The organism is Bacillus sp. 05T31 (assembly GCF_056396725.1).
In genome coordinates, this window is sequence record NZ_JBFTMA010000276.1 from 1 (window position 1) to 5,106 (window position 5,106).

The 5,106-nt window shown below is 34.1% G+C and carries 6 protein-coding genes; 5 read left to right on the forward strand and 1 reads right to left on the reverse strand.

Translation table 11 applies throughout. The annotated features are described in order from the left end of the window. Positions 1-828, forward strand: an 828-nt coding sequence (locus tag AC1DJR_RS16785; protein ID WP_477003067.1) for an FAD-dependent oxidoreductase, incomplete at its 5' end; no start/stop codon positions are given. Then, positions 806-1,675, forward strand: coding sequence for a sigma-70 family RNA polymerase sigma factor (locus tag AC1DJR_RS16790; RefSeq protein ID WP_477003068.1), 870 nt, complete (start codon positions 806-808; stop codon positions 1,673-1,675). The genes AC1DJR_RS16785 and AC1DJR_RS16790, both read left to right, overlap by 23 nt. Positions 1,676-1,710: 35 nt before the next feature. Here AC1DJR_RS16790 and AC1DJR_RS16795 read toward each other — a convergent pair whose 3' ends face one another. Then, on the reverse strand, positions 1,711-1,869 hold the full coding sequence (locus tag AC1DJR_RS16795; RefSeq protein WP_002085567.1) for a hypothetical protein: 159 nt from the start codon (positions 1,867-1,869) through the stop codon (positions 1,711-1,713). A gap of 305 nt (positions 1,870-2,174) precedes the next feature. Here AC1DJR_RS16795 and AC1DJR_RS16800 point away from each other — a divergent pair, with 305 nt between their 5' ends. The 3 genes from AC1DJR_RS16800 to AC1DJR_RS16810 all read left to right on the forward strand — a co-directional run bounded on the left by AC1DJR_RS16800 (position 2,175) and on the right by AC1DJR_RS16810 (position 5,087). Continuing rightward, positions 2,175-2,768 (forward strand): O-methyltransferase, encoded by a 594-nt coding sequence (locus AC1DJR_RS16800; RefSeq protein WP_002085565.1) that lies wholly within the window; start codon positions 2,175-2,177, stop codon positions 2,766-2,768. A gap of 348 nt (positions 2,769-3,116) precedes the next feature. Beyond that, on the forward strand, positions 3,117-4,229 hold the full coding sequence (locus AC1DJR_RS16805) for a toxic anion resistance protein (RefSeq protein ID WP_002085564.1): 1,113 nt from the start codon (positions 3,117-3,119) through the stop codon (positions 4,227-4,229). Between the two features lie 24 nt (positions 4,230-4,253). Continuing rightward, entirely contained in the window at positions 4,254-5,087 is an 834-nt protein-coding gene (locus AC1DJR_RS16810; RefSeq protein ID WP_002085563.1) for a DUF3974 domain-containing protein, read from the forward strand. Positions 5,088-5,106: the final 19 nt, after the last annotated feature.

Genomic DNA, 5,106 nt, shown 5'->3' on the forward strand with positions numbered 1-5,106 from the left:
ACATATACGTATGCTCCTACAATACAATTAGCATCTTCCGTACTAAAGCAAATACAGCTTTCTATGAAAGAAGGAGTACTTTATGTAGATGGTGGTTGGGAGACGATAATAACAAATTTAAGAGGAATAGCGAATACTAGTGGTGTACAATTTCTGGCTAAAAAGCATGTTTTAAAAATAGAGCATTGTGAAGGAAAACACAGAATACATTGTTTTGACGATGAAGTATTTGAAGCAGGGGCAGTTATTGTAACAACTCCACCGAAAGAGGCATGTAAAATTATAAAAGGTACAGAAGGAACAAGTTTGCAAAAATGGAGTGAACAATCTATACAAGTGACCGTGGCAGCGTTAGATATTGGTTTAAAACAATTACCGAATCCTTTGCATCATTTTGCATTGGGATTAGATCAACCTATATTTTTCACGAATCAATCGAGAGCAGCTAAATTAAGTGAAGATGGATCAATTGTAGTGAGTCTAATTAAATACCATAACCCTGTACTAGAACTGAATCATATTCAAGAAGAGAAAGAACAGTTAGAAAATATGATGGAATTGTTACATCCGAATTGGAAAAGAGAAGCTGTTGCACAGCAATATTTACCGAAAATTACGGTAGTACATGATTTTCCTCATATTGACCGTGTTGAAAAACCAGGCCCTAATATACCTGAAATGCCAGGTGTTTACGTTGCAGGAGATTGGGCTGGGCATGATGAAATATTAGCTGATGCTGCGGTAGCAAGCGGGAAACGTGCAGCGTTACACATTTTAAAGCAATTAGAAAGTGAGGCAGTTCATCATGGAAACGGAGCAATTATATGAAGCGTATCAACCATTATTATTTTCATTAGCATATAGAATCCTTGGGAGTGTTATGGACGCTGAAGATATCGTTCATGACGTATTTATCGCGGTAAATAATATAGAGGGTGTTCAATCTATAGAAAATATGAAAGCATATTTGTGTAAAATGGCGACAAATCGTTCAATTGATACATTACGTTCGGCAGCGCATAAACGTAATGTATATGTAGGGATGTGGTTACCAGAGCCATTTGTGGAAGAGCCTGATGAGCCAGCAGAGTCATTTGTAATGAAAGAATCAATTTCTACGGCATATTTATTACTTTTACAACAATTGTCTGAGGTAGAAAGGGTTGTTTTCATATTAAGAGAGGTTTTCAGTTATGACTACGAGGAAATAGCTTCAATTGTTGATAAAAGTAGTGTGAATTGCCGGAAGATCTTTCAACGTGCACGAAAAAGTATTTTAGATAAGCCGAAGCAATCAACATTAAGTACGAAGAAAATGGCTGCCTATGTGGAAAAGTTTGTATCATCATTACAGTGTGGGGATACGCAAGGCATGTTAGAGGTATTAAAAACAAATGCGATATTTAAAGCAGATGGTGGTGGTAAAGTTACAACTGCAATTAATCCGATTTATTCTGCAGATAAAATTATACGTTTGTTCTTTGGAATTGCAAAACGATTGCCAGAAAAGTATAGTGTTGATTTCAAAATAGTAAATGGTGCACCAGGCGTTATAGTTACAATAAATAATAAAGTGACGTATGTACTTTCATTCATATTTGAGGATGAGAAAATTTCAAACATTTATATGATGGTTAATCCTGAAAAACTTATGCACTTAAATGTAACAGTATAAAAAAAGACGCATTTCTTTAGAAGTGCGTCTTTTTTTTATTTTTCTAACATTTCAAGAGGTACATCTTTTTCGCCGGCTACCTCGAATTTAATTTCCCCGTCTTCTTCATAAATGCGTTTAATAATCGGTATAGTTATCATTAGTTTTTTATGCTGTTTACGTCTTCTAGCAGCATCTAAGTTAATCACGTTCATGTGTAAGCATCCTTTCTTACAGAAATATATAAACAAAAGAAAATGCGTCCGAAAAGGGCGCTTAGTTGAATTAGAAATACCGATTCATTTAAATGGGGTTTAGATTATCTTATAATTGAAAACTGATTGTAAAATAATGTGAATTAAATAATTGCACGTAGAAATTAACTTTACCAAAAAACGAAACAATATGCTATAAAAAATTTTAATTCTTTGTCGTATAACAGGAAAAAGGTGTGCATTTCGCATATAATGAAAAGTAGACGGGCATCATGTACTTTTTCATCATATTGCTTGGAAAGGCGATGGAGAAAATGAATACTCTAGATTCATTATTATTGCAACTTGAACAATATGGAGAAGAGCATGATCGACATAAAGAAAAAAGAGAAGAAAAATTAAGAAATATTTCTCGTGAAATGGGGCAGTTTTTATCAGTATTAGTAAAGGGGTGCAATGCAAAAAAAATTTTAGAAATTGGAACTTCAAATGGCTATTCTACATTGTGGCTAGCAAATGCGGTAGAAGAAACAAATGGAAATGTTATAACTGTAGAACTTTCTTCAGAACGGGTTGGAGAGGCACTTGGAAATTTTGAAAGGGCAAATCTTACACAGAGAATCGATATTCATAATCAAGAGGCTGGGGCATTTTTAGATTCGCAAGTAGATCGTTCATTTGATTTTATTTTCCTAGATTCAGAGCGCACGCAATACATGTGGTGGTGGGAACATATAAAACGTATTTTAGAGCCAAAAGGTTTTCTTGTAATTGATAATGCAACTTCTCATGCGGGGGAATTAGCTGGATTTATAAAGATGATTGAAGAAGACGTTACGTTTGAAACCGTGTTATTAGCTTTTCAAAAGGGAGCATTTGTTGCGCGGAAGAATAATTAGAAGTGGACCTAATATAATTATCACATTGAAAGATAGTATATGTCAAAAGATAGAGCATTGTATGAATTTAAGAAGGTAACTAAATGGAATTTCAAATTAATAGTCAGTGGTGATAAGTAAGGTAAGCTGTGAAGAATCCGTCTTCAGCATGTTGTTCTCTAGGTCTTAAGTCTGAGGAAAATAATGACGAGAACAGGTATACTTATACTATGAAACAGGGAATGACTGCATAAGCAGGTATTTCTTGAAAAATCGATTTCAAGCAAGCAAAAATGTATATGAAATACGATATATTAGATGAAATATAGTGCACATAAATTCGCACATATAAATAAAGGAGCGATTTTGTTGACTGAACTCGAGAAAAAAGAACCTGTATCGATTGTGAAAGATAATAATGTAGAAGTAGTAGTGGATACAGTAATAAAAGATGCAGAGCTTGAAGAACTGAATAAAGAAGCAGATCTTTATGTACAAAAGTTAAATAGCGAGCAAAATACAGATTTATCAAAAGTATTGTCGCAGCTAGGAGACTTAGGGGATAAAGAGCAGCAAGCGGCAGGACAAACGTTATCAGCTTTAAAACGTCCTGTGACAGCGATGATGAATGGAAAGAATGAAGAAATTCCAAATACATTGTTAGAATTACGAAAAGTGGTATCAGAACTTGATCCAAACTCATTAAAAGCAACTGGTATGAAGAAACTTATGTTTAAAGTGTTTAAGAAAAATCCACTTGAAAATTACGTGCATAAATATCAATCTATAGATAAGCAAATCGAGGAGATTATAAGATCACTTCTCATTGGCCGTGATAACTTGCAAGAGGATACGGTTGGTCTTGAAATGTTAAAAGAGCAATCACACGATAAAATTCACGCTCTTGATAAACAAGTATACTTAGGAAGAAAACTTGCTGGTATGCTTGAAGCTGAGAAACAAAATCCAGAACGTCAAAGGGATATTCCGTTAATAAATGATGCATTAGAAAAGATACTTGTGCGTACTCGTAATATGCAACAAGCAAAAAGTGTATTATTACAATCTATCGCATCTGTAGACATCATTAAGAAAAATAATGAAAAGCTATCAGAGGCAATTCGTAATGCAATTACGATGACGCAAAACGTTATAACGGTTTCAGCTGCAATTCAGCTCGCATTAACAAATCAACGTAAAACAATTGATGCAGTTAATGCGACAAATGAAGCGATTGAATCAATGGTATTAAGCAATTCTCAAGCATTAAAACAAAATACAGAAGAAACAACAAAACTCCTAGAAAATCCTGCAATTAGCATGGATAAATTACGTGAATCATTCCAAAATGTATTCGCTGCTATTGAAGCATCTGAGAAATCGTCAGAGCGTATTATTGAGTCTAGTAAGAAGTTTGTAATTGAACTTGACACATTTAATGATGAGATGAAGCAGAAACTCATTCAGCGTCCAAGGAAATAACAGATTATTTGAGGAGGTGAAAAAATGAGTTTCATTCAAGGAGTATTATTACTATTAGGGTCATTACTTTTAATCGCATTTACTGTCGTTGTTTTAGTTGTATACTTCGGACGTAAACTTTATTTTTCATGGACGAAACCATATAAGAGAGCGCAAGATTCTATTGAAAAATTATCGAACAAATCAACACCGTTTTTACAAGAATTTACGCAGCACCCACTCTTTTATCGCTGGATTCGTACAGAAGGGAAAAAAGAACAAAATACATTAAATACACTTTTCTGTTCATCGGGCCAACGTACGAGAGAGCAAGTTTTCTCAATGTTACCGAAAGAAAAGCAGAAAAAAGTGCATGTGATGGCAAAAACAACGAAAAAGCTTACGAATGAAGATATTGATATTGCAACAATGAAAGTGAAAGATTTCTTGAGACAAGAATCACAGCAAACTGTTAAACCGACAGACTTATCGTTTTATAAATTGTATTTCTATGATCGCTATCCAGATGCATTAAATACAATTCAAGCATATAAACGCTCGATTAATCCTTCACTACAAAGAACGGTTGATGACATTACAATTTCAGTATTAAATGCACTTCCGTACTATCAAGAACAACGCATGTTTGAACAACAACATAAACTTGAAACGTTCTTAATGAAAGATTTAACAGCGATGTTATCATTAGTGGTACAATTACCACCATCACAACGTCCTGAAAAAGAAGAAGAACTAAAAATATACTTGCAAAATTTCCAAAAGGAAATGGAAGTAGTAGAGCGTGATATTCGTGACTCCATTGATCATGATTTGAATGTGAAGATGAGAGCAGCGACAGAGAAGTTTAAGAACAAATAGAAAAAACCGCCTTAAAAGT

What these genes read in the sequence shown, in the direction of transcription:
- AC1DJR_RS16790 (WP_477003068.1), top strand. Translation starts at nt 806, where the DNA reads ATGGAAACGGAGCAATTATATGAAGCGTATCAACCATTATTATTTTCA.
- AC1DJR_RS16795 (WP_002085567.1), bottom strand. Translation starts at nt 1,869, where the DNA reads ATGAACGTGATTAACTTAGATGCTGCTAGAAGACGTAAACAGCATAAA.
- AC1DJR_RS16800 (WP_002085565.1), top strand. Translation starts at nt 2,175, where the DNA reads ATGGAGAAAATGAATACTCTAGATTCATTATTATTGCAACTTGAACAA.
- AC1DJR_RS16810 (WP_002085563.1), top strand. Translation starts at nt 4,254, where the DNA reads ATGAGTTTCATTCAAGGAGTATTATTACTATTAGGGTCATTACTTTTA.